The sequence below is a fragment of the Novosphingobium sp. genome (assembly GCF_019748365.1).
Taxonomy (GTDB): domain Bacteria; phylum Pseudomonadota; class Alphaproteobacteria; order Sphingomonadales; family Sphingomonadaceae; genus Novosphingobium.
On the sequence record NZ_JAIEPN010000035.1, the window covers coordinates 81,501 to 102,177 of the forward strand.

The 20,677-nt window shown below is 65.0% G+C and carries 21 protein-coding genes; 3 read left to right on the plus strand and 18 right to left on the minus strand.

Annotated features, from left to right (window positions below; all coding sequences use genetic code 11):
* Positions 1-130 precede the first annotated feature (130 nt).
* Entirely contained in the window at positions 131-1,603 is a 1,473-nt protein-coding gene (locus K5Q19_RS05210; protein ID WP_292941906.1) for an MFS transporter, read from the plus strand.
* Here the strand turns inward: K5Q19_RS05210 and K5Q19_RS05215 are convergent.
* The 18 genes from K5Q19_RS05215 to K5Q19_RS05300 form a co-directional block, all read right to left on the minus strand.
* Positions 1,600-2,436, minus strand: coding sequence for an SDR family NAD(P)-dependent oxidoreductase (locus K5Q19_RS05215; protein WP_292941908.1), 837 nt, complete (start codon positions 2,434-2,436; stop codon positions 1,600-1,602). The two genes, K5Q19_RS05210 and K5Q19_RS05215, sit on opposite strands and share 4 nt — an antisense overlap.
* Positions 2,437-2,446: 10 nt before the next feature.
* A complete protein-coding gene (locus K5Q19_RS05220) occupies positions 2,447-3,082 on the minus strand; it encodes a hypothetical protein (RefSeq protein ID WP_292941910.1) in 636 nt (211 codons plus the stop codon).
* Between the two features lie 23 nt (positions 3,083-3,105).
* The gene (locus K5Q19_RS05225; RefSeq protein ID WP_292941912.1) at positions 3,106-4,113 is read right to left on the minus strand and encodes an alcohol dehydrogenase catalytic domain-containing protein; all 1,008 of its coding nucleotides are present in this window, start codon (positions 4,111-4,113) and stop codon (positions 3,106-3,108) included.
* 12 nt (positions 4,114-4,125) lie between these two features.
* The gene (locus K5Q19_RS05230; RefSeq protein ID WP_292941914.1) at positions 4,126-4,884 is read right to left on the minus strand and encodes a glucose 1-dehydrogenase; all 759 of its coding nucleotides are present in this window, start codon (positions 4,882-4,884) and stop codon (positions 4,126-4,128) included.
* The gene (locus K5Q19_RS05235) at positions 4,872-5,756 is read right to left on the minus strand and encodes an MBL fold metallo-hydrolase (RefSeq protein ID WP_292941916.1); all 885 of its coding nucleotides are present in this window, start codon (positions 5,754-5,756) and stop codon (positions 4,872-4,874) included. Before K5Q19_RS05235 ends, K5Q19_RS05230 begins: the two co-directional genes overlap by 13 nt.
* Positions 5,756-7,375: an FAD-binding oxidoreductase gene (locus tag K5Q19_RS05240; protein ID WP_292941918.1), complete on the minus strand. Its 1,620-nt coding sequence runs from the start codon at positions 7,373-7,375 to the stop codon at positions 5,756-5,758. The genes K5Q19_RS05235 and K5Q19_RS05240 overlap by 1 nt, the downstream gene beginning before the upstream one ends.
* Positions 7,372-7,689 carry a cytochrome c gene (locus tag K5Q19_RS05245; RefSeq protein WP_292941920.1) on the minus strand — a complete coding sequence of 106 codons (318 nt, stop codon included), beginning with the start codon at positions 7,687-7,689 and terminating at the stop codon, positions 7,372-7,374. Before K5Q19_RS05245 ends, K5Q19_RS05240 begins: the two co-directional genes overlap by 4 nt.
* Positions 7,686-8,525 carry an SDR family oxidoreductase gene (locus K5Q19_RS05250; RefSeq protein ID WP_292941922.1) on the minus strand — a complete coding sequence of 280 codons (840 nt, stop codon included), beginning with the start codon at positions 8,523-8,525 and terminating at the stop codon, positions 7,686-7,688. Before K5Q19_RS05250 ends, K5Q19_RS05245 begins: the two co-directional genes overlap by 4 nt.
* 32 nt (positions 8,526-8,557) lie before the next feature.
* Positions 8,558-9,628 (minus strand): aromatic ring-hydroxylating dioxygenase subunit alpha, encoded by a 1,071-nt coding sequence (locus tag K5Q19_RS05255; RefSeq protein WP_292941924.1) that lies wholly within the window; start codon positions 9,626-9,628, stop codon positions 8,558-8,560.
* Positions 9,629-9,640: 12 nt separating this feature from the next.
* Complete coding sequence (locus K5Q19_RS05260; protein ID WP_292941926.1) at positions 9,641-10,174, minus strand: 2,4'-dihydroxyacetophenone dioxygenase family protein; 534 nt, start codon at positions 10,172-10,174, stop codon at positions 9,641-9,643.
* Positions 10,175-10,187: 13 nt separating this feature from the next.
* Positions 10,188-10,724: a 2,4'-dihydroxyacetophenone dioxygenase family protein gene (locus tag K5Q19_RS05265; protein ID WP_292941928.1), complete on the minus strand. Its 537-nt coding sequence runs from the start codon at positions 10,722-10,724 to the stop codon at positions 10,188-10,190.
* A 14-nt stretch (positions 10,725-10,738) separates the two neighbouring features.
* The gene (locus K5Q19_RS05270) at positions 10,739-11,272 is read right to left on the minus strand and encodes a 2,4'-dihydroxyacetophenone dioxygenase family protein (protein ID WP_292941930.1); all 534 of its coding nucleotides are present in this window, start codon (positions 11,270-11,272) and stop codon (positions 10,739-10,741) included.
* Between the two features lie 64 nt (positions 11,273-11,336).
* Positions 11,337-13,901: a TonB-dependent receptor gene (locus K5Q19_RS05275; protein ID WP_292941932.1), complete on the minus strand. Its 2,565-nt coding sequence runs from the start codon at positions 13,899-13,901 to the stop codon at positions 11,337-11,339.
* A gap of 131 nt (positions 13,902-14,032) precedes the next feature.
* Positions 14,033-14,971, minus strand: coding sequence for a helix-turn-helix domain-containing protein (locus K5Q19_RS05280; protein ID WP_292941934.1), 939 nt, complete (start codon positions 14,969-14,971; stop codon positions 14,033-14,035).
* Between the two features lie 26 nt (positions 14,972-14,997).
* A complete protein-coding gene (locus tag K5Q19_RS05285) occupies positions 14,998-16,236 on the minus strand; it encodes an MFS transporter (protein ID WP_292941936.1) in 1,239 nt (412 codons plus the stop codon).
* Between the two features lie 23 nt (positions 16,237-16,259).
* Positions 16,260-16,808 carry a VOC family protein gene (locus K5Q19_RS05290; RefSeq protein WP_292941938.1) on the minus strand — a complete coding sequence of 183 codons (549 nt, stop codon included), beginning with the start codon at positions 16,806-16,808 and terminating at the stop codon, positions 16,260-16,262.
* A gap of 76 nt (positions 16,809-16,884) precedes the next feature.
* Complete coding sequence (locus K5Q19_RS05295; RefSeq protein ID WP_292941940.1) at positions 16,885-17,898, minus strand: NAD(P)-dependent alcohol dehydrogenase; 1,014 nt, start codon at positions 17,896-17,898, stop codon at positions 16,885-16,887.
* Positions 17,899-18,019: 121 nt separating this feature from the next.
* The gene (locus K5Q19_RS05300) at positions 18,020-18,847 is read right to left on the minus strand and encodes an IclR family transcriptional regulator C-terminal domain-containing protein (protein ID WP_292941942.1); all 828 of its coding nucleotides are present in this window, start codon (positions 18,845-18,847) and stop codon (positions 18,020-18,022) included.
* A 144-nt stretch (positions 18,848-18,991) separates the two neighbouring features.
* Between K5Q19_RS05300 and K5Q19_RS05305 the strand changes: the two genes are divergently transcribed.
* Positions 18,992-20,230 carry a Tm-1-like ATP-binding domain-containing protein gene (locus K5Q19_RS05305; protein WP_292941944.1) on the plus strand — a complete coding sequence of 413 codons (1,239 nt, stop codon included), beginning with the start codon at positions 18,992-18,994 and terminating at the stop codon, positions 20,228-20,230.
* Positions 20,227-20,673: a biotin/lipoyl-containing protein gene (locus K5Q19_RS05310; RefSeq protein WP_292941946.1), complete on the plus strand. Its 447-nt coding sequence runs from the start codon at positions 20,227-20,229 to the stop codon at positions 20,671-20,673. The genes K5Q19_RS05305 and K5Q19_RS05310 overlap by 4 nt, the downstream gene beginning before the upstream one ends.
* Positions 20,674-20,677 lie beyond the last annotated feature (4 nt).

Genomic DNA, 20,677 nt, shown 5'->3' on the forward strand with positions numbered 1-20,677 from the left:
ATATCAATGCAGGCATATGGATGACATTCGTATGCATTGCTGCCCAGAGGGTCATGCTCGCCTAGGGACAAGGCAGAGATAACAAAGCAGATGCCCCGGTAATCCGGGCGCATCGGGGGAGCCGAACCGCGTGACCACTCGCCAGAAACCGCAACAGACCTTCTGGGGGCTGTGGAACGTGAGCTTCGGCTTCTTCGGCATACAGCTCGCCTTCGGGCTGCAGAACGCCAACATCAGCCGCATTTTCCAGTCGCTCGGCAGCAGCGTCGACGAACTTGCCTTCCTGTGGATCGCCGGACCGGTGACGGGGCTGATCGTGCAGCCGCTGATCGGGCATTATTCGGACCGCACCTGGGGCCGGTTCGGGCGGCGGCGGCCCTACTTCGTGGCGGGCGCGGTGCTTTCGGCACTGGCACTACTGGGCCTGCCGCAGGCGGGCGTGCTGCTGCTGGCCGCCGCATTCCTGTGGCTGCTCGATGCCTCGCTCAATATCGCGATGGAGCCGTTCCGCGCCTTCGTGGGCGACATGACGCCCGATGACCAGCGCGCGCAAGGTTTTGCGCTGCAGACCTGGTTCATCGGCGCGGGCGCGGTGATCGGCAGCCTGCTGCCGGCGGTTTTCACGCACTTCGGCATTGCGAACACGGCGCCTGAAGGCGTCATCCCCGATTCCGTGCGGCTCAGCTTCATCATCGGCGCTGCCGCGATGGTGCTGGCGGTGGCGTGGACCGCCTTCAGCGTGCGCGAATACAGTCCCGAGGAAATGGCAGCGTTCAACGGCGAACATGTCCACACTGCGCAGCCTGGGCAGGCGCTGGTCTATTCGCCGCGCGGGCCGATGTGGCTGCTGATCGGCGCGGGTCTGCTTACGATTGTGCGCGAGCTGGATCTCGACAAGCAGCTCTATGTGCTTGGCGGCGGGCTGGTCGCCTTCGGCACGGCGCAGATCGTGCTGCGCGCGACAAAAGCCAAGGGCGCGCTGGCGGAGATCATGAGCGACCTTGCACAGATGCCTGCGCAGATGCGGCAACTGGCGGTGGCGCAGTTCTTCACCTGGACCGGACTGTTCATCCTGTGGATCTACGCGACCCCGGTCGTCACCAAGTACGCCTTCGGAGCGAACGACACCACCGGCGCGGCCTATAATGCGGGCGCGGACTGGGTCGGCGTGATGTTCGCGTTCTACAATGGTGTCGCAGCGCTCGCCGCGTTCCTTCTCCCCGTGCTGGCAAAGCGCATCGGCAATGCGCGCACGCATGCGCTGTGCCTGCTTGGCGGCGGCGGCGGCCTCCTGATGCTGCTTGTGCTGCGCGACCCGTGGCTGCTGCTGCTGCCGATGGTCCTTGTCGGCGTGGCCTGGGCCTCGATCCTCGCGATGCCCTACGTGATCCTGACCCGCGTGCTGCCGCCACACAAGTTCGGCATCTACATCGGCGTGTTCAACATCTTCATTGTCGTGCCGCAGCTGATGGTCGCGACGATCATGGGCGGGGTGATCCGCAGCTTCTTCCCGACCGAGCCCAAGTGGACGATGCTGGTGGGCGCCGTTGTCATGGCCGCCGCCGCGCTCGCCATGCTGCGCGTGCGCGAAGAGCAGGCCTAATACTGGAAGGCCGCCTCGGGCACGGCGTCCATCAAGGCATCATTGCGCTCGCGCATCTTCTCGCGGAATTCGCCGTGGGTGACTATGTAGAGCCGGTTTGCGAGAATGCCTTCGGTGACAATCTCACCCACCGTTTCGGGATCCATCCAGTCGTTGCCCGGCGGGCGCTCCAGCAATGTCGCCTCGCTCTGCCGGAAACCGCTGCCTTCGCGCAAATGGGCGGGGCGGTTTAGCGCGGCTTCGTGGATGTTGGAGCGCACGAAGGCGGGGCACAGAACGGACATGCCGATGCCATTCCCCGCCAGTTCCTCGCGCATGTTTTCCGACAAGTTCAGCACCGCGGCCTTGCCCGCCGCATAGATCGCGAAATTGGCCGGCATCCGCACGGCTGCGGCCAGCGAGGAGACGTTGACGACATGCCCGCCGCGCCCGTGCGCGATCATGCGCGGGAGGAAGCTCTGGAGGCCGTTGATCACGCCGCCGAGATTGACGCCGAGCCCGTAATCCCAATCGGAATAGCCTGCCTCGAGCACCGGTCCTTCGACACCGACGCCGGCGTTGTTGACGAGAATGTCGATCCCGCCGAGTTCGATATCCATGCGCTCCGCGACGGCGGCGAACGCGGCGCGGTCGGTCACGTCGAGCGTGAGGGCGGCGACGCTGCTGGCAAAACCGGCCTCGCGGATTTCCACGAGCGCGCGGTCGATGTGGTCGGGCCTCAGGTCGGCGATGACGACAAAGGCGCCGCGTTTCGCCAGCGCCTTGACGATGCCGAGCCCGATGCCGCTGGCGCCGCCGGTGACGAAGACCCGCTTCTCGTGGAAACTGCGCATGGCCCTCCCCTCAGCCCTGCCAGACCCAGTAGCGCGGCCCGAAGCGGGCTTCGAGTTCGGTGAGCTTGGCCTTGTGGATGGCCTGAATGGCGGCCGGCGTCGTCGCCTCATCCGCCGGAACTTCCTCAATCCGCACGCTGGTCGGATCCTCGTAGAGATGTTCGCCGGCAAGGCGGGCCTTGTCGTCATAGGGCCAGACAAAGGCCTGACGGCTCGAGACGTGGTAGAGCGCATCGGCCTTGGGCGCGTCATAGCCCATGGCGGCAAGGTCTGCGCCCTTGGCGAGCTGGTGGAAGGTGATCTCGTCGCAGATCCCCCAGTCGTTCACTGCGAGGCGGTCGTCGGAGTGCCAGAGCACGGCCTGCCCGACGCTGTTGTAGAAGCCTTTCACGCCTTCCTTGCCCTCGATCACCGCAGGGTTGGCGCCCCATGTGACCCGGTAGACCGGATGATCGACCATCATGTCGCTGGCGGTGATATCGTCATAGAGACCCGCGCCTTCGAGGTGCACGTGGCGCCAGAAGTTGAGCAGGATCGCCTTGTGCAGCGGGTTCGTCGTGGCGCCATACAGCGCCTCGGTGGGGTTCATGCATTCGAATACCGCGCGTTCGATGGCGTTGCTCGGCAGGGTCGTCGCGATGTTCATCGGCCTCTCCTTTTGTCTCTTGCTCAGGTGCCCGGCGCGATCAGCACCTTGCACTGCTCGGTGCGGCGGCGGAGCGCTTCGAACACGGTGGGTGTGCTGCCAAGCGGGATGGTTTCGGTGACGAGGAGGCGCGGTTCGGCTGCACCCCGGTCCAGCGCATCGAGTGCGGCCTGGTACTCGTGCGTGGTGAAGAAAGCCGAGGTGACGAGGCGCACTTCCTTCGAGAGCATGGCGAAGCTGTTGAAGGTATCGGGCATGGTGCACAGGCCCAGCAGCACAATAGTGCCGCGTGCGCGGACCTGCTCGACGCCTTGTGCAATGAGGCCGGGGACACCCACGCATTCGAATACAATGTCGGCTTTTCCGCCCAAGGCGCGTTCGGAGGCGCCGACGGGATCGGTGCGGTCCGCAATGAAATCATGCGCGCCCATAGCAAGCGCGCGGTCCTGCTGCCAGGTGGCGACATCCTGCACGACAACGCGCCCTGCCCCCATGCGGCGGGCCCAGAAGGCGGTGGCAAGGCCGATCGGCCCCGCGCCGAGGATCAGCACCTTGTCGCCGATGCGCATGCCGGCCATCGCCACACCGTGGAGCGCGACCGCGAGCGGTTCGATGATCGCGCCATCGGCGAGGCTGGCGGATTTCGGCAGCTTCACGCATTGGTTCGGATGCGTGAGCGCATATTCGGCATAGCCGCCGCCTTGCAGCCCGAACTTGTCGCACCACGAGACATTGCCGGCGAGGCAGGCCGGGCAGGCGCCGCAGCTCTTGAGCGGGCTGACAGCGACGAGATCGCCCTTGGCGAGGCCCTCGACGCCCTTGCCAAGCTCGATGACTTCGCCCGCAAACTCGTGCCCCAGGATCGAGCCCGCGCCCTGGCCGTAAGCCGGGTCCTCGGTCATGTGGAGGTCCGAGCCGCAAATGCCGCAGCGGCCGACCTGTATCACCACTTCGCCCGCGCCGGGCACCGGGTCAGGCACGGTTTCAACCGCGAGCGGCTTGTGCAGGCCCTGCATGACGGCGGCGCGCATGGACTTTGCTCCTCAGTGCGCTGTCTGGCCGCCATCGATGGCGATGGTGGCGCCATTGATGAAGCTGGCCGCTTCGGAGCAGAGGTGCAGCACGGTGCCCGCAATCTCTTCGGGCTGCGCAGCGCGGCCGCTGACATTGCCGGCGAAGAAGGCGGCACGGAAATTCGGATCGTCCGCCCAGTGCTGCGTCATGGGCGTGACCACGAAGCCCGGTGCGATGGCATTCACGCGGATGTTTTGCTGCGCATACTCGACTGCCGCCGCCTTGGTGAGGCCGGAAACGGCGTGCTTCATCGCGCAGTAGACGCTCATGTTGGGGTCCGCGATCAGCGCACCGACGGACGCGGTGTTGACGATAGCCCCGCCGCCTACTTTGAGGAAATGGCGGATTTCCGCCTGCATCGCGAAGAACACGCCCTTGAAGTCGACGTCGATCGCGAGGTTCATTTCCTCGGGCGTCACTTCATGGATGGGGCGCTGCGGCGGAAGGACGCCGGCGTTGTTGAAGGCGGCGTCCATCCGGCCGTAGCGCTGGATGCAGGCTGCGACGAGCGCGTCCATTGCCGCGGCATCGGTGACGTTGGCGTGCTGGAAGGAAGCCTCCCCGCCAGCCTGCTTGATGATCGCGACTGTTTCTTCGGCGCGTGGGTCAATATCGCCGATGATCACTTTCGCGCCCGCCCCAGCAAACGCCACACAGGCTGCGCGGCCGATGCCGGTGGCGCCGCCGGTGACGAGGACGGCCTTATCCGCAAAAGTCATTCGGTCCATGCGGCCTGCTCCCCCTTGGCGACGCGCGAGGAATTGCCGAGGAGGAAATCGCCGAGCACGTCGACCGCGTCCGGAAAGGCCTTCTTCACCTTGTCGCTGAGCTCGGCACTGTTCTTCGAGGCGGCCACCAGCTTGGGCCACTCGGCAATGTAGCGCCGGGTGAATTCGAGGCCGGAGGCATCGTCGGGCAGGCCCGGCTTGTTGTGCCCCGCAACGACGATCTCGGGCTTCAGCGCGATAAAGCCGTCATTCGCCTTGCCCCACGCGGCGATGGCCGCAGCATCGTGCTCGCCCATCCACAGGAACATCTGGTTGTAGACGAGATCGCCGGGGAAGAGCGCCTTGATCGAGGGTGCCCAGAGCGCGGTGGCATGGACATGGTCGCCCTGCACCGGGCCGAGGACCTTGAGCTCCTTGCCCTCGAGCATGATCGTGTCGCCTTCCATCGCGGCGGGCGCGGTGGGATGGCGTGGCGAATTGACGCCGAGCACCGGATACCAGCGCTTCACCTTGAACGGGAGCGAGCGCCAGATGTCGGCAGCGACCACCGGGTGCGCGACGATTTTCGCATCGGGAAACGCATCCTGCAGCACTTCCATCGCGAAGAAATGATCGGGATGATCGTGCGTCACGAAGATGGTCGTGAGGCGCTTGCCGCTATCGAGCACCATGGCGACGACGCGGTGAGCATCGGCGCGGGTGAACGGCGCGTCGACAAGGACCGCGTCCTTCTCGCCCTTGATCAGCGCGATATTGGCGAACAGCGAGCCGCCGCTGGTGCGCAAGGTTTCGACGGTGAGTGGCTTTTCCTGCGCGTGGGCGGTGGTGGCGAGAAGCGCGGCGGCAAGCGCCAGAAGGGTTTTCCTGATCATCATGCAATTCCTGATTTGCCGGGGGCGAGGATATGGTTGGGGTCGAGCGCGTCCTTGAGCTTTGCGTTGAACGCGCGGTTCACGGCGCCGAATTGCTGCGCAACAAGGTCCATCGCGTGGACGCCGGTGCGGTAGCTGGCCCAGCCCCGTTCACCGAAGCCGGTGACGAGTTCGCGGTAACAATCGTCAGCGCGCTTTTCCTCCGCCGGATCGGACTTGTCGTAGAGCAGCGCGATGATGTGGTGGAGTTCGCGGCTGCCGATGGCGAAAGCGGCGGTGTAGTCGAACCCGTGCTTGCCCAGGATCTGCTTGGCGAGCTCGACCTGCCCTTGCGTCTCGCTGCCCTTGGCGGGCGCGACGGGGGCGAACCATGCAAGGCCGCCGCCATTTCCGCGCCAGCGCGCGAGGCCGATCTCGTCCAGATTGAGGCCGCCCTGCATGAGGGTTGCGTGGTGGTGGAACCACGGGTTGTCGCCCATTTCGGCTTCGGTGAGGACTTCTCCGTCGATGGCGGCGAAGGCGGCGCGGATGATCTTCTCGCTTTCGGCGATCATCCCTTCCGTGCCGTAGAGCGCGATATAGGTGTTCCACATGCCGAGGTTGTTGGCTGTGGCTGCCTTGGAGACTGCTTCATCCGTGATCGGGCCTGCGCCGTCCCACACCTCGCCGCGGCGCTTGAACATGGCGAGCTGATAGGCACCGCCCATCATCAGGACGACATTGGGGACAATGTTGGCAATGCGCAGCGGACGCATCGCCTCGACGATCCGGGCGACGTCCTCCATCTTCCTGTGGCGGATGACGAAGGGCTTGTAGACCGGCGGCGCGGGCATCAGCCACATGCCCATCTTGGTGACCACGCCGAAGTTCGACTGGGTGAACAGGCCATCGAGATAAGGCCCGTAGCCCCACTTGAACGCCTGCCAGGCGGACGGATTGCGCGTCGAGCCCATGCCGGTGCGCAGGATCTCGCCATCCGCAAGGACGACTTCCATGCCGCACTGGACCATAAAGTGCTCGCCATAGGGCGTATAGCCGACACCGCGATCGAGCGTATTGCCGACCGGGCCGACCACCGGGCCCACGGTGGGTACGTCGATCCACAGCGGCAGGTTGTTTTCGACCAGATAGTCCTTGAGCTGGCGGTAGGTGACGCCGGGCTCGACCAGCGCGGTGCAGAGCTCGGGATCGACCGAGATGATGCGGTTCATGCGCTTGAGGTCGAGGATCATCTGCCCCGGCATCGCGGTGGTCGTCTGGCCATAGCCCATGTTCTTGCCGGTGGAGACCGGCCAGATCGGCTGGCGGAACTGGTTGGCGATCTTCACGATGGCCTGCACCTGCTCGACGTTCTCGGGGCAGACCGCGCCGACGGGCACGTGCTTGCCGTAAGGATCGGGCGTGTAGGACTTCTTCCACGGCGCAACCGCTTCAGGATCGGCGAAGACCCATTCATCGCCGACGACCTTGCGCATGGCGGCGACGGCGCCCTTGAAGTCGGCCTTCTTCACGCCGGGCGCGAGGACGGCCTTCGCCTTTGCACCGGTGCCGAGGCCCACAGCGGCGGCCGAAGCGGCGCCTGCGCCGAGAAGCGAGCGTCGGTCGAGACTGACGGTCATTGGCCATGCTCCTTGGGATCGGCAGCGCTGTTCTGGACCCAGACAGCGAGCGCCTTCAGCTCGGCGGGGGTGATTTCGGTCGGACGGAAGGCGGGCATCGCATTGAGGCCATGGCGGACCTGATACTCGACCGCCTCGGCAGGAAGGGCGCGCCCGCGGATCACCGGGCCGACATTCTTGCCGTGGCAATAGCCGCAGACGGCCGAATAGACCTGTTCCGGGCTGCGCTGCGCCTGCACTTCGCCCAGCTTCTGCGCCGCCTGCGCGGTTCCGGCGAGCGCGAGGCCCGCGGCTAGAAGAGCGGCCCGCTTCATTGGAATTTCCCCAGCATCATGCCTCCATCGATCACGACATGGCTTCCGGTCATGTAATCGGAAGCATCCGACGCCAGCAGCAAGGCCAGCGGTTTGAGTTGGTCCGTCTCCGCCACCGCGCCGAGCGGCACGATGGCATCCCACGCCTTGCGCGCGACAGGGTCCTTCTTGAGCCATCCGCCGCCGATATTGGTAACGAAGGGCCCGGGCGCGATGGCATTGATGCGGATGCGGAACTCGGCGAGTTCGAGCCCAAGCGCGCGGACCATGTGTAGCACGCCCGCCTTGGCCGGCATGTAGGGCAGGCCGACGATGGGTTCTGTGACGAGGCCTGCGTTGGAAGCGGTGCAGATGATCGAGCCGCCGCTGCGGCCATTGGCGCGGCCGGGCTGCTTCATCACGCGCACGGCGTTGCTCACGGTGTAGAACACGCCCGAGAGATTGACCGAAATCGACTTGTCCCAGCGCTTCGGGTCGTAGGTATCGACCTGGCCATCGGGATTGCGGTGGCCGCCCGGGTTCCAGAAGCCCGCCCCGGTATCGATGCCGGCATTCGCGAAGGCGATGTCGAGCCCGCCATAGGCCTTGGCGTGGGCGTCGAATGCGGCGGCGACGGCATCGAAATCGGAGACATCAAGGCGGCCGGCGCGGGCTTCATGCCCCGCCTCGCGCAGACGGGCGGCTTCCCTTTCGGCGCCTTCGCCGTCGATATCGGTAAGCGTGACGGCAGCCCCGGCTTCCGCCATCGCCTCGGCATAGGCGAGGCCGATGCCCGAGGCCGCGCCGGTGACCAGAGCACTGCGGCCCTTGATGTCAAAGCGGTCCAGAATTGCCATTGTCGTTGTTGTCCTCTCCTTCCGCAGCGGCCTTATTCAGCGGCTTGCGGTTGTCGTTCTCGATCAATCAGGCGTTGCAGCATGCGGCGCGCGCGCACGCCGCCGCCGTCGCCGTTCAGGATGACGGGCCGCAGCTCCCAGAAGTCAGCGCCGCGCATCAGGCGGTGGCTGTCGCGGATGAGCGGCATGTCTTCCTGCTCGAACGCGAATTCGAGCGCGCCGCGCATGCCGGCGCTGAACTCCGCATCGCCCAGCGCGAAATCGCGTGCGGTGGCCCAGAAGTAGTGGGTGGTGTCCGGCGTTTCCGGCGTGAAGGCGTGGAGCGAGGGCAGCAAAGTGCAATCCTCGCGCGAGGTTCCCGGAGGCCCGGCACGGAAGTCGAAATAGAGCACGGCGGGGGCGTGCCAGACGACCCAGCCATAGAAATCCTGCTTCACCCCGACCCGCCCGAGCATCCCGCCGATGCCGTCGGAGAGAGTGTCGTCGAGGCGGATGTATTCCGAGTGCACCGTTTCGCCGTCCTGCCAGAACTTTCGCTCGCCCTCGGTGAAGGCGGCGGCAACCAGTGCAGGGTGGACGAAGTTGGCGTGGCTGAGATCGAGGATATTGTCGCTGTAGAGCTCGTAGTGCCCCTCGGCGACGGTCGCGCCGCGCACGGCTTCCCACTTGGGATCAGACAGCCAGCTGAAATCGGGGATCAGCGCGGGATCGGCCTGTGCGGCATCGCCCATCCATATCCACAGCAAGGCATGGCGTTCGACAAGCGGATAGACGTGCAGCCGGTTTTCCGGGAGCTGGCCGCCGGGATGCGGGTTGTGGACGCATGCCCCGGTGCCGTCGAAGCGCAGGCCGTGGTAGGGGCACATGAGCGCGCCTTCCACCACCTTGCCCTTCCCCAGCGGCGCCCAGCGATGCGGGCAGCGCCCGGTGACGGCATTGGCCTTGCCCTCCCCGTCGCGGAACAGCGCGACGGGTTCCTCAAGGAAAACCCGCTGCTGCGGAGCTTCGCCCAGATCTGAGGCCCAGCCTGCAACATACCACGTGTTGCGCAAGTACGTGCCCTGTGGCTCAGGACCGAGTTTGGGGACCCCAGCAGCGTTCATGCCGGCCCCTCCTCAGAGATAGAGCTGCTTGTTGATCGGGATGTTGTGCTCCCTGCAATAGGTCTCGTAGTGGTTCATGAACCACCAGACATCGAGCGTTTCGACGTGGTTGCCGTGCTCGTCGAAGAACTCGTTGGCGCCCTGCATGTGGAACAGCGCCTTCATCCCGTTTGGATCATCGGTGACAAGCGTGTGGGCGGTGCCCGGCGTTTCGGTGATGAACTCGCCCGGCTTGCAGACCCAGTCGTACTCCAGATAGCGGAACGAGCCTTCGAGCCCGATCGCCCAGACCCGCCCGCGGTGCTTGTGCGTGCCGATGACACCCGGGCCCTTGATCCACAGGATGTTGACGTAGACGTTGTCGCGCACGTCGAACGCCAGGTGCCGGATCGCGGCGTTGTCGCCGAAGGGCACCCACGGGCTCTCGGCTTCCGAAGCGCCGACGTAAGTGCCTTCGACGCCCTTGGACTTGATCAGGGCGCCGTAAAGCTCGGGAACGTCGACGATCTTGTAGGCGCCTGAAGGCGGCGCGGTCATTGTGGCCATTGTGCCTGACCTCTCAGAGATAGAGCTTGGGATTGATGGGAATGTCGTTTTCCCGGCAATAGGTCTCGTAGTGGTTGATGAACCACCAGACGTCCGAGGTATCGACGTACTTGCCGTTCTCGTCGAAGAACTCGATCGGGCCCTGCATCCACCCGAACAGCTTCACGCCTTCGGGGTGCTCGGTGACGAGGGTGTGGCTTTCGCCAGGCACTTCGAGGATCAGCCCGCCAGGCGATGCAACCCAGTCGTATTCGAGATAGCGCACGCTGCCTTCGAGGCAGACCATTACGATCGTGCCGCGATGGAGGTGCGTGCCGATCGTGCCGGGGCTCTTGACCCACAGGATGTTGGAGAAGATGCCCTGCCGTACATCGAAGGCGAGGTGCTTGATCGCCGCGTTGTCGCCGAAGGGCACCCAGGGGCTGTCGACGTCGGTCTGGGCGTCGATATAGCGACCGCCCGGGCTCAGCCGCGCGACGAGGTCGCGGTGGGCAAAACCGACATCGACGATTTCCTTCTTGCTCGAAGGCGGTGCAGTCATCGCGTTCATGAGAAGCGCTCCTTTCAGCGGATCAGCGTATCGACGTAATCGGCGCCGATGCCGACCCGGTCGTAATGCTCGCGCGCATTCTTGATGTAGTCAAACACATCGAAATGCCCGGTGGTGTTGCCATCATCGTCCAGCCACATGAGCGGGCCGGAGACAACGAAGAACACCTTCATCGGGTCTTCGTGTTCGTAGCAGACGAGCGTGTGGCTCTCGCCCGGCGTTTCGTAGATGAAGTCGCCAGCGGTCGCGGTCCATTCGTGCTCGAGATAGGCCCACTTGCCGCTGATCGTGTAGGCCCAGATCGGATGCGGGTGGTAGTGGCGGTTCACCAGGCCCGCCGACTTCGACATGAGCACATCGGCCCACATGTTCTTGGTCGGGCTGATCCAGACGGGCTTGGAGCTCACCGTCTCGCTGATCGGCACCCAGTAGCGTTCGTCGCCTTCCGCAATCTTGGACATGTAGACTTCGGGAAGACCGCCCTCCCGGAACACCTTCTCGACCGGCTTGATGCCTTTCCAGAATTCGGAATGCGCGGTTTCAGGCACGTCTGTCTCTCCTCAGGTGAGTGGGGCGGACGCCTCGCAGCGCCCGCCTCCTCGATTTTGGCCTTTAGAACTTCACGCCGAGCCTTGCGTACCATTCGGCCGGACGGCTGTAGGTGCCGTAAATCTGGCCGCCGGCGAGCTGGGCCTGACCGGTGGTCAGGTAGCGCTCGTTGGTGAGGTTGGTGCCGCCCACAGTCAGCTCCCAGTGGTTGCTGGGATCACGGTAGGTCACGCTCGCATTGACAACGGTGGTCTGAGGACGCTGCAGCAGGAATGTCCGCTCGGTGTCGTTCCACAAGCTGCTGGTGAGAGTCACGTCACCCAGGAACACCAGGCTGCCGTGGTTGCCAAGGTCCGCCTCATAACGCGGGCTGAAGTTCCACTTGAACTTCGGCGTCTTGGGCAGCGCAGCGCCCTTGAACACACCGGCCTGGATCGGGGTCGGTGCGACGAACGAGTTGTTGCCTTCGCAGAACGCCGGGAAATTGCCGCCCTCGCCGCAGATCACGGTGTACTTCGCATCGGTGTAGCCGACCGAACCGGTGAAGGTCAGGCCCTTCGCGGGCGCCGCCACGACTTCGACCTCGAAGCCGCGGATGCGGGCATTACCGGTGTTCTGCACAGTGGGCGAGATGCCCTTCTGCGAGTTCAGCTGGATGCCGGTATAGTCGGTGGTGAAGGCCGCCGCGTTGATCTGCAGGTGCCGGTCAAGCAGTTCGGACTTCACGCCGATTTCCCAGGTCGACGCCTCTTCCGGCCCGAAGCCCGGAGCAAACGGCAGCGGGTTCGACAGACGGGTGGTCCAGCCACCGGTCTTGTAGCCCTTCGACCAGCTACCATAGACCATCACGTCGTCGGTCGGGTGGTACTGGAGCCCGACCTTGGGTGCAAAGTTGTTGAACTTCTTGTTCTGCGTTCCGGCGATGTAATAGCGCAGCGGCTGACCGGGATTGGGGAACCCGCCAGCGGCCTGGCACGCGGCCGAGATCGTGGAGATGTTCTCGCAGCCCGGAACGCCGAGGAAGTTGAGGATCTTGTAGGTCAGGCCGTTGCGATCGGACTGAAAGCCTTCGAAGTCCTTGTCTTCATGCGTATAGCGGCCGCCCAGCGTGATGCCGAACTTCTCGGTGAACTTGTAGTCGACCTGGCCGTAGAACGCGAAGTTCTTCGTCTTGAGGTCGTTCGGGCCGTCGATCTGGAGCAGGCCTTCCGCGAACGTCACGTAATCGTGCAGATCGCCCGATTCCGTGAAGTAGTAGGCGCCGAACACGTAATTGAGCTTCTTCTCCAGCGCGCTGCCGGCCACCTGCAGTTCCTGGCTGAACTGCTTCTGGTTCATGGTGAAGCTGGTGTGGAGGAAGTTCAGCGGCGAGTTGTCGAGGTCCATACCGGTGTTCCAGTGGAGCTCGCGGTAAGCGGTGATCGACTTCACCGTGGCATTGCCGATGTCGTACTCCATCGTCAGCGCGCCGCCGCCGGACTTCAGCTTGGAGTAGTTGTTGCCGTTGGCGTAGCTGGTGTCGATGTTGTTCGTCACGAACCGGCTGTCATAGGGCAGGCGGTTGTTGGTCGGATCGGCATCGGCATTCACGCCGAAGATCGACGGCAAATCGTTGATTCCGTTAAGACCACCGCGATTGCCGAACAGCGCGAAGGAGGGAGGACCACCTCCGCAAGTGGTCGTGTCACCCGGTGCTGCGATCACGCCCGCAATCGCGCAGTTGTAAGTCGCGGCAAAGACCGGCGCGAAGACCGAGATGACCTTGTTGGCGATCTGCGAGGTATCGACCCGCGAATAGTCGCCCGAAAGCACCGCGCGGAATGCGCCGCCGTTGTTGAAGCGGATCTTGCCGCGCAAGTTCCAGTTGTTGTCGCCACCTTCGGTGCCAAGCCCGATATTGTTGTAGCTGGCAGCCTTGAACCTGGTGATCGGATCAGAGGCAAAGTTCTCCGCACCCGGGAATGGCAGGCGGTGGAGGTAGCCGTCACGAGTCTTGACCGAGAAGGCGAGCGAGGACGACAGGCTGTCCGTCAGCGGCATATCAACCGTGCCGCGCGCCGAGAACAGCTTGTAGCTACCGGTCATCACATCACCGCGGAAGCGGAATTCGTTGCCCGGATCATGGGTGACGATCGAGATCGCGCCGCCGATGGTGTTGCGGCCAAAGAGAGTGCCCTGCGGACCCTTGAGAACCTCGACGCGCTCCACGTCAGGCAGTTCCTGGTTCGCGCCGACCGAGCGGGCGAGGTAGACGCCGTCGAGATAGATGCCGACGCCCGGATCGATGTTGAAGGCAAAGTCGTTGGCGCCGATGCCGCGAATGTAGGCCGAGAGCACCGACGACGAGCCCGAGAACGGCGTGCCGGCATCAAGCGTGACGTTGGGCGCGATGTTCGACAGCGAAGCGACGCTGGTCACCGCACGCTCCTGCAGCGCGCTCGCCGTGAAGGCCGAGATCGAGATCGGCACGTCCTGGACGTTTTCCGAGCGCTTCTGCGCGGTGACGACGATTTCGGCGATGCCGCCTTCGGGCGCGGCTTCAGCCTGGGCCTGCGGTGCGGATTGTGCCAGCGCCGGCGAGGCCAGTGTGGCCGCAAGCACGGCAAGCGATACCGATGCGAGTCTCATGTTGCTCTCCCTATCCAAATGTCACTGCCCGCTTCGCCCCCTGGCGGTCGGACATGCGCATTCGAATTCATACTCGGCTTCGGACCGATGGGCTTGGACTGGAGCGCAGGCACATCAGGACTGAAGCGCAATCAGCCCTGATTCCGTCGCCATTCACGGGGTGAAACGCCAAAACGCTGGCGAAACGCCCGCGCAAAGTAGGCGCTGTCGTTGAAGCCGAGTTCGAAGGCCACCTCGGTTATGCTCGCCTCCGGTGCTGCACCAAGGCGCTCGGCAGCGCGGGCAAGCCGGCGCTCCAGAATATAGCCGCTGGGTGTCGTACCCATGCCGGCAAACAGATTCTGTATCGTGCGCACCGATGCGCCGCAGGCAGCCGCGAGGCTGAGCGTGCGCAGCGCCGGATCGGCAAGCTGCGCCTCGACGATCCCGAGAACGCGGCGGCGCAGCGCACTGTCGGCGGCGGGCGAAGCGGCATCGGGCTTTGCCGCCCCGCGCATCGCGAGCGCAATGAGATCGTAGAACACCTGGCTCACCCCATCCTGCCAGTCGGGATCGACAAACCCCTGCTGGCTCTGCCGCCAGAGCGAGAGCAGGAAATCGTGGAAGACGCGTGCACCCGGCGTCGCACCGCTCATCCGCATGCGCAAGGCATCATCAAGGCCGGGAAACCGCTCGGCCAAGGGCGCGCGGGGAAACTCGACCACCAGCAATTCGTGCGCGGCAAGGTCCATGGCATAGGCTTCGTGCGGGGAAGCGATGATGAAATCGCCCGCACCAAGCGTGGTTTCGGTGCCGCTCTGGCGGTGCACGCTCGAGCCGCGGCATTGCAAATGAAGGATCAGCCGCTCGTCCGCTGTATAGCGCGGATCGCGGCCGACGAACGAGGCGGTCGAGCGCGGGCGGATCATCGCCAGATCGCCGACCTGCCAGGTCCACATCTCGCCGGTGAAATCCTCGCTGGCGCTTTTCACATAAGTGCCGCTGTAGACGCTGTCGACCAGCGCGTTCCAGAACGCGAGACGTTCGGGCGGTGAGATGCCATCGGTGGCGAACTTTTGCACTGCGGTCATGGCGGGCACATCCTTGGCAGTGAGGGTCAGGCGGGAAGAGGCGCGCGGCGGGCGACAACGCGCGGGGCGGATTCGACAAGGCCGAGCGCGCAGAACCCGGCAAGAATGCACAGCGCGAACATGAGCCACAGCGCAGCGGAGAGGCCGTAGACATCGGCCAGCGCCCCGGCAAGGAAGGGGCTGAGCACGCCGCCCAGCACCTCGCCGGTGCCCATGACCACACCGGTGAGCGTAGCGGTGAGACGCGGAACGACCGATTCCGAAGGGATCGTCGCCATGAACATCGGGAACAGGCCATTGAGGCCCCACCCGAAGAAGAAGATCGCCGCCAGCACCCAGGTCGAGCCGGTGAAGTAGAGCCCGCCGAGCGGCAGGATCACGCCGAGAAAGGAGAAGCCGATCATCACCGGGCGGCGCCCGATGGCATCGGAAATGGCCGGGACGACAAAGCTGCCGAGGCCCGCCGAAAGGCCGAGAGTCGCCATCAGCCAGCCCATTGTCTCGGGCGCGAAGCCGCGCTCCTTGGTGAGATAGAGCGGCATGAAGGCCCAGCAGACGACAAGGTAAGAGACGAGCAGCACCGAGATCACCGCGCAGAGCACGACATTGCGGTGGCGGAAGGCTTCGGAAAGCGGTACTGTCGGCTTCTCGCCAAACGCGAGATGGTGCGCTTCGGCGGGCGGTTCGCGCAAGGTAAACCAGATCAGCAGCGCGGTGAGGAGGCCGGGCGCGGCGGCGAGATAGAACCCCTCGCGCCAGCCATAAGCCGCAGCAACCGGGACCAGCAGAATCGGCGCAAGCCCAGAACCGAGCAGGTTCGAACCGAGGTTCTGCGCCACGCCCATCGCCATGCCGCGCCGCTCGGGTGCGACTTCGCTGACGATCATCGAATGGCTGACCGGCATCACACCGCCCTCCGCCGCGCCCATCAGCAGGCGCGCACCGAGCAGCATGAAGAACGAGGAGGCAAGGCCCGAGGCGAAGGAGCACAGGCAGAACGCGATGGTCGCGACCACGACCACGGGTTTGCGCGAGCCGAGCTTGTCCGAAATGCGCCCCACCGCAAGGCCGGACAGCGCCCAGGTGAGCGAAAGCGCCGAGCTGAACATGCCCACCTGCGTGTTGCTGAGCTGCAGATCGGGCTGCACAAAGGGCATGAGGAAATTGAGCGCGTTGCGGTCGAAGAACAGGATCCCGAAGTTTAGGCTGAGCAGCCCGACAACCCAAGCCTGATAGCCGCCGCTGGCGCGCTGTGAGGCGTCCACGCTGGACGTGTGCGGGGCGCCGCTCACAGGAACGGCCTCACGGGCGCGGTCTCGCCGTCCCAATCCTGCGCGGCCTGCCACTGCGCGGTGAACAGCGTGTTCATGCCCTCGGTCGCGGGGATCAGTTCAAGGAAACCGGGCGCGGCGGGATCGGCGCTTTTGAGATAGGCGACCGAGCCGCCGGTGGGCACCGGCGCGCGAAAAGCAAGGGTGTGGCCGCGATCAAGGTAATCGGCAAGCGCCGCATCGACATCGGTGAAGGCAATGCCGAAGTGGTGGAAACCGTAGCCGCGCGCCTCGATGGTTTCGCGGTAGACGGACGGGTGATCATCAAGCGGCTGGATCAGTTCGATCTGCATGTGCCCGGCAAAACCCATCGCGATCGCGACATCGGCCTGCGACGGCGCGCCGCGATAGACCTGTCCCTCACCCAGGAAGTGCTCGAGCAGGAAGAAAGGCCCTGCCCCGCAGTCGCGCTGGAAGTGGGTGATTGCGGCATGGATGTCAGCCACCACGAACGCGGTCTGCACCACGCCCCCGATGCGCTGTCCAAAGCCCAGAGCCTGCACCATTCCCACTCCACCCCTTCCCTCGCGCCCGCCGTTTGTCCGGCTGGGCCATTATGGTTCGGGCCTTTCGGCCCCAATGTCAGAGCGTAATCACCACCTTGCCGAACAGCGCGCTGGACGACTGGTAGCGATAGGCCTCCAGCGCCTGTTCGATACCGAACGAGCGGTCGATCACCGGCTTGATGGCGTGCGTATCGATGAAGGCATTGAGCCGGCTCGCCATGCCGCGCGAGCCGACGAAGATGCCGCGGATGCTGCCGCCCTTGAACATCAGGGGATGGGGATTGGTATCGCCCTCGCGGGTCAGCACGCCGATCAGCGCGATCTCGCCGCCGAAACCGACCGCGGTGATGCTTTGCTTGAGCGTGCCAGCACCGCCGACTTCGACGACATGGTCAACGCCGCCGCCGGAAAGATCAGCCGCAGCGGTGCCCCAGGCCGGCACTTCGCGGTAGTTGATCGTCTTGTCCGCGCCGAGCGCGGCGGCGCGGACGAGCTTTTCATCGGACGAGCTTGTCGCAATCACTTGCGCGCCGGCCGCCTTGGCGATCTGCAACGCAAGCAGCGAAACGCCGCCGGTGCCGAGCACCAGCACACTTTCGCCCGCACGGACCGGGTGCGGCCCTTCCATCAACGCGTTCCATGCGGTGACACCCGCGCAGGGCAGGCAGGCCGCTTCCTCGAACGAGAGGCTTGCCGCCAGCGGCACGACGCCGTGTTCGGGCAGAACGACAAGGTCCTGCAGCATGCCGGTCGCAGGCGGCGCCCCGAGTGCCGGGCCAGCGCCCGGGTTCGGCGGGCCATCGAGCCAGTTCTGGAAGAAAGTTCCGGCGACGCGGTCGCCCGGCTTTACCGAGGTCACCCCTGCCCCGACTGCAACGACTTCACCCGCGCCATCGGACAAGGGGACCGTATCCACTGCAACGGCGCCGCCCATATAAAGGCCCAGCGGGATGATCTGGTCGCGGTAGTTTAGCGAGCAGGCGCGCACCCGCACCAGAACTTCACCGGGGCCTGCCTGCGGCTCGGGCACATCACGCAGAGCCATGTCGCCCAGCGACGTCGCGCCCGCCCGGATCACCCACTGCCGCATGCTTTTTGCCTCCCTCGTGTTCTGAGCGCGATAGTCGCACAGGCGGCTGTCAATTTAATCAGCAAGACAAACTGATTTCACATAGTGCAATTGCTGCAGGCTGCGATGCGCAAAAGACTGATCATGCGGCATTTCCCGCAATCGGTGCATGGACCGATTGCGCAGCAACCGCCTGTCCGATCGCCAGCGCTGTCTGGTGCAGCGCATCGAGATGGCGGTGCATCACCGCCTCATCCGTCCCGCGCTTGGCCGGCCAGGTCAGGTTGATCGTGGCAATCGGCGCGCCATTGGCCGTGATCGCAACCGCCATAGAGCGCCGCCCGTCGCGCAGCACAAGCTGCTTCGAACGATCCGGCCAGGGGTGCATCGGCTCGCGCAAGGCATAGCCGCGTTCGCGGGTTTCCTTGAGGATCGCGCGCAAGTCTTCCTCGCTGCCCGCTGCGGCATCCTTGGGGCGTAGCCGTGCGATGATCGCCTCGCGCTCCTGCTCGTCACAGGCAGCGAGGTAGGCACGGCCGGTGGCTGTGTGGATATAGGAAAGCTTCACTCCGACAGGACCAAGAATGGCGGAATCGAGCCGGAACAGCGGGCTGTTGGTCTCGAGAATCTCCATGTGATCAAGGCGCGGGACGCCCAGCACCGAAGGCCACGCCACCTTGGTGGAAAGCGCTTTCATGTAGGGCGAGGCGATTTCGGCGATGTGCTCGACCGCGTTGCCGGTGCCGCGGGCCGCAGGGCCCAGATGCGGGAGATAGGCTCCATCGGCAAGCCGCTGCCAGATAAGCCCCTTACGCCCGAGCGTGAGCAGCATGCGCAGCAAAGTCGCCTTGGGAAGCCTCAGCGCCTGATGGAGTTCGTGCAGGCTGGCAGCGCGGCGCGCCTGCACTTCGATCAGCACATCGAGCCCGCGTTCAAGCGCGCGCACTGTCTTTACCTTGCGTTCCAGCATCGCCTCTTCCCGGTGCTTTCTGCGCTGCCGGGTGCCCACCGGCTCCGTCAGCGTGTTTCACCATATGCAACGCGCACTTCGCATACCGTGGTGCAAAGTCAACCGCGATGACGCACTCTTGGGGCAGGGAGACAAGGGATAGCCATGGCCGACACATCGCTGCCGAGCGTCATGCTCATCGTGACGCAGGATACCAAGGAAGAGGAATCGCGCTTTGTCCGCACCGTGCTGGAAGCGGCAGGCGTGCGCGTCGTGCATCTCGATCCGAGCGTACGTCGCACCGTCGGCGGGGCCGAGATTTCGCCCGAGGACGTGGCGGCAGCAGCCGGCATGACCATCGAGGACGTCCGCGCGCTGGGCCATGAAGGCAAGTGCCAGGACGCGATGATCCGCGGTTCGATCGCTGCGGCGCACGCATGGAACGCCAAGGATCCGATCTCCGGCATTCTCGCCGTCGGCGGCTCGATGGGCTCGGCGCTCGCCGGCGCGCTCATGCAGAGCTTCCCTTATGGCCTGCCGCGCATGATCGTCTCGACGATGGCCTCCGGTTTCACCAAGCCCTATATGGGCGTGCAGGACATCGCGATGATGAACGCGGTGACCGACATTTCCGGGCTCAATTCGATCAGCCGCGATGTGTTCCGCAATGCCGCCAACGCCGTCGCCGGCATGGCCAGGGGCTATGATCCCAAGGCGGCGGCGGAAAGGCCGCTGGTGCTGATCACCACGCTCGGCACCACCGAGGCGAGCGTCAAGCGCATCCGCGAGGCGCTGGAAAACGATGGCTGCGAGGTCATGGTGTTCCACTCCTCGGGCGCGGGCGGGCCGACGCTCGATGGCCTTGCGGCAGGCAAGGATGTCGCGCTGGTGCTCGATCTTTCGCAGACCGAGATCATTGACCACATCTTCGGCGGCCTCGCCGATACCGGGCCGGACCGGGGCCGCGCGGCGCTGCTCAAGGGCATTCCGACGATCCTCGCGCCGGGCAATGCGGACTTCATTATTGGCGGGCCGATCGACGTCGCGCGCGTGCAGTTCCCCGGACGGCGGTATCACGAGCACAACCCGCAGTTGACCGCAGTGCGCACGACCTTCGAGGACCTCAAGAAGCTCGCCGATCACCTCGCTGCCAATGTGCGCGACGCCAAGGGGCCGGTGCGCGTGTTCACCCCGCTCCACGGCTTTTCCAACCACGACAGCCCGGCCGGCCACCTGATGGACCCGAGCGTGCCGCCGCCCTTTGCCGAGTATCTGCGGGCCGTGATGCCCGCAGAAGTGCCGGTGACCGCAATCGACGCCCACTTCAACGAGACCGCCTTCTCCGACGCGATCATCGCCGCCGCGCGCGAGATGCTGGCCAATGGGCATGAGGGCCGAGCATGAACGAGGACCTACCCCTTACCGCGGAGGATATCGCCGAAATCGCGGCGATCATCGAGGCCTCGCCCTATCGCGAGCTGGACCTTTCGACGAGGCGGTTCCGCCTGCGGCTCGCACGAGGCGACGGGGCCGAAGCGGGCCTGACTCAGGAATGGCAGTGGGCGGGGAGCGGTCCTGAAGCGGCAGTCGCCGAGGCCGAGCACGCGGCCGATCCCGATACGATTGCTGCGCCACTTCCCGGCACCTTCTATCACGCGCCGCAGCCCGGTGCCCCGCCGTTCGTCGCGGTGGGCGATGCAGTCGGGCCGGAAACGGTCGTCGGCATTGTCGAGACGATGAAGCTGATGAACCCGGTGCACGCCGGGCGCGCCGGCACGGTAGCCGAAGTGATCGTGCCCAATGCGACGATGGTCGCCAAGGGCCAGCCCCTGATCCGGCTGGCCTGAGCGC

What these genes read in the sequence shown, in the direction of transcription:
- K5Q19_RS05215 (WP_292941908.1), bottom strand. Translation starts at nt 2,436, where the DNA reads ATGCGCAGTTTCCACGAGAAGCGGGTCTTCGTCACCGGCGGCGCCAGC.
- K5Q19_RS05220 (WP_292941910.1), bottom strand. Translation starts at nt 3,082, where the DNA reads ATGAACATCGCGACGACCCTGCCGAGCAACGCCATCGAACGCGCGGTA.
- K5Q19_RS05225 (WP_292941912.1), bottom strand. Translation starts at nt 4,113, where the DNA reads ATGCGCGCCGCCGTCATGCAGGGCCTGCACAAGCCGCTCGCGGTTGAA.
- K5Q19_RS05230 (WP_292941914.1), bottom strand. Translation starts at nt 4,884, where the DNA reads ATGGACCGAATGACTTTTGCGGATAAGGCCGTCCTCGTCACCGGCGGC.
- K5Q19_RS05235 (WP_292941916.1), bottom strand. Translation starts at nt 5,756, where the DNA reads ATGATCAGGAAAACCCTTCTGGCGCTTGCCGCCGCGCTTCTCGCCACC.
- K5Q19_RS05240 (WP_292941918.1), bottom strand. Translation starts at nt 7,375, where the DNA reads ATGACCGTCAGTCTCGACCGACGCTCGCTTCTCGGCGCAGGCGCCGCT.
- K5Q19_RS05245 (WP_292941920.1), bottom strand. Translation starts at nt 7,689, where the DNA reads ATGAAGCGGGCCGCTCTTCTAGCCGCGGGCCTCGCGCTCGCCGGAACC.
- K5Q19_RS05250 (WP_292941922.1), bottom strand. Translation starts at nt 8,525, where the DNA reads ATGGCAATTCTGGACCGCTTTGACATCAAGGGCCGCAGTGCTCTGGTC.
- K5Q19_RS05255 (WP_292941924.1), bottom strand. Translation starts at nt 9,628, where the DNA reads ATGAACGCTGCTGGGGTCCCCAAACTCGGTCCTGAGCCACAGGGCACG.
- K5Q19_RS05260 (WP_292941926.1), bottom strand. Translation starts at nt 10,174, where the DNA reads ATGGCCACAATGACCGCGCCGCCTTCAGGCGCCTACAAGATCGTCGAC.
- K5Q19_RS05265 (WP_292941928.1), bottom strand. Translation starts at nt 10,724, where the DNA reads ATGAACGCGATGACTGCACCGCCTTCGAGCAAGAAGGAAATCGTCGAT.
- K5Q19_RS05275 (WP_292941932.1), bottom strand. Translation starts at nt 13,901, where the DNA reads ATGAGACTCGCATCGGTATCGCTTGCCGTGCTTGCGGCCACACTGGCC.
- K5Q19_RS05280 (WP_292941934.1), bottom strand. Translation starts at nt 14,971, where the DNA reads ATGACCGCAGTGCAAAAGTTCGCCACCGATGGCATCTCACCGCCCGAA.
- K5Q19_RS05290 (WP_292941938.1), bottom strand. Translation starts at nt 16,808, where the DNA reads ATGGTGCAGGCTCTGGGCTTTGGACAGCGCATCGGGGGCGTGGTGCAG.
- K5Q19_RS05295 (WP_292941940.1), bottom strand. Translation starts at nt 17,898, where the DNA reads ATGCGGCAGTGGGTGATCCGGGCGGGCGCGACGTCGCTGGGCGACATG.
- K5Q19_RS05300 (WP_292941942.1), bottom strand. Translation starts at nt 18,847, where the DNA reads ATGCTGGAACGCAAGGTAAAGACAGTGCGCGCGCTTGAACGCGGGCTC.
- K5Q19_RS05305 (WP_292941944.1), top strand. Translation starts at nt 18,992, where the DNA reads ATGGCCGACACATCGCTGCCGAGCGTCATGCTCATCGTGACGCAGGAT.
- K5Q19_RS05310 (WP_292941946.1), top strand. Translation starts at nt 20,227, where the DNA reads ATGAACGAGGACCTACCCCTTACCGCGGAGGATATCGCCGAAATCGCG.